At 59.9% G+C, this 1,137-nt stretch carries 3 protein-coding genes; 1 reads left to right on the forward strand and 2 read right to left on the reverse strand.

Annotated elements, in window-relative coordinates; translation table 11 throughout:
• Positions 1-97: 97 nt before the first annotated feature.
• A complete protein-coding gene (locus R5H23_RS16480) occupies positions 98-550 on the forward strand; it encodes a hypothetical protein (protein ID WP_010505298.1) in 453 nt (150 codons plus the stop codon).
• Between the two features lie 19 nt (positions 551-569).
• Here the strand turns inward: R5H23_RS16480 and R5H23_RS16485 are convergent, their stop codons facing one another.
• Both R5H23_RS16485 and R5H23_RS16490 read right to left on the reverse strand, forming a co-directional pair.
• Entirely contained in the window at positions 570-878 is a 309-nt protein-coding gene (locus R5H23_RS16485; RefSeq protein ID WP_010505295.1) for a hypothetical protein, read from the reverse strand.
• On the reverse strand, positions 875-1,137 hold a 263-nt coding region (locus R5H23_RS16490; protein ID WP_317216095.1), incomplete at its 5' end, for a hypothetical protein. The genes R5H23_RS16485 and R5H23_RS16490, both read right to left, overlap by 4 nt.

Genomic DNA, 1,137 nt, shown 5'->3' on the forward strand with positions numbered 1-1,137 from the left:
GAACGCCAACCTTCGTGTGGAAGGATCGCAACGGCACCCCGCATGTTGAGGCAGGCCTGCCAGACGATCTCGATGCGTTTCTCGCGAGCCTCCACGCATGAGCCTTCGTGCGACAGTGAAGCAGCGGGCCGGACGAGCCGCGTTATGGCTCGTCTTTCCGTTTATCTTTGCGCTGAGGCCGGGTCTGCGCACGGCGCAGCAGGGTCTTCGGATCCTTCAGGACGTTCCTGTGATCCAGCCCGTGGATCAGACGACGTTCGAGGACCAGCCTCCCATGTCGCCGCAAATGGCTGCAATCCGTAAGCGAACCCGGACCCTGGGGCGACTGTATGGCACGCTCTGTCTGCTGGCGAGCCTCTGGTGGGTGATGATCCTCATGTGGAGCGGTGGGGCCGCTTTCAGCGCATCCTGCGTTGAAGCGCTCGCCTGTGCGATTGTTCTGGGAAGCCAGTTTGTTATTCAGGGCTTCTCAAACTGGCAGGCCCGAACAGGACGCGCCGGAAAACTTTCGGAGTATCTTTCGGACGGGCGGCTGCTCTGGCCTCGATAAGGCCAGTCTCCGGGACGTCTCAGAACGTCCCGGCTTGGGCGGCTTTGTGGTCAATCGACCAGGCGGCCTTTTCATAATCAGGGCGATCACCCTGATCGACCGGGTCATTGGGTTTGACAATGGTGCCGGCGCGGGTGGCCAGCGCAGGACGCCAGGTCACGGGCGCAGAGCCATAGGGCGCATAAGGATCGTAAAGCGGCTGCTTCACCTTGGGTGGTGGTGGCACATTGTAAGACGAAATCGAACGGATGTTGCCGTGAGCGCAGGCTGACAGGCTGCACAGTAACGCGAGGCCCGCGACACTTTGCCTCAACGAAACGACCGTCAAGACCTGTTGCCCTTTGCCTTTAGTTTGGCTTCGAGTTCGGCAACACGCGCTTCTGCAGCCTCTGCTCTCTTGCGTAGCTTGTCGCGCATTCTTCGCCCCCAAACCTGCCACTCGTCACGGTTCTTTTCCATCTCATCAAGGCCACGGTTAGCCACCGCGTATTTTTGTGCGAGGGCGTCATAGCGCTGCACAAGGTCGTTATGAAGATCTACGACCTGATTATAGGCTGCCAGGGGAACCGACTTACCGGCAGCCTGTG

This window comes from Gluconobacter sp. GP1, assembly GCF_032913585.1.
GTDB classification, from domain to species: Bacteria; Pseudomonadota; Alphaproteobacteria; order Acetobacterales; family Acetobacteraceae; genus Gluconobacter; species Gluconobacter cerinus.

Excerpts from the sequence above, each read along its gene's own strand:
- R5H23_RS16480 (WP_010505298.1), top strand. The coding sequence starts at position 98 with ATGAGCCTTCGTGCGACAGTGAAGCAGCGGGCCGGACGAGCCGCGTTA.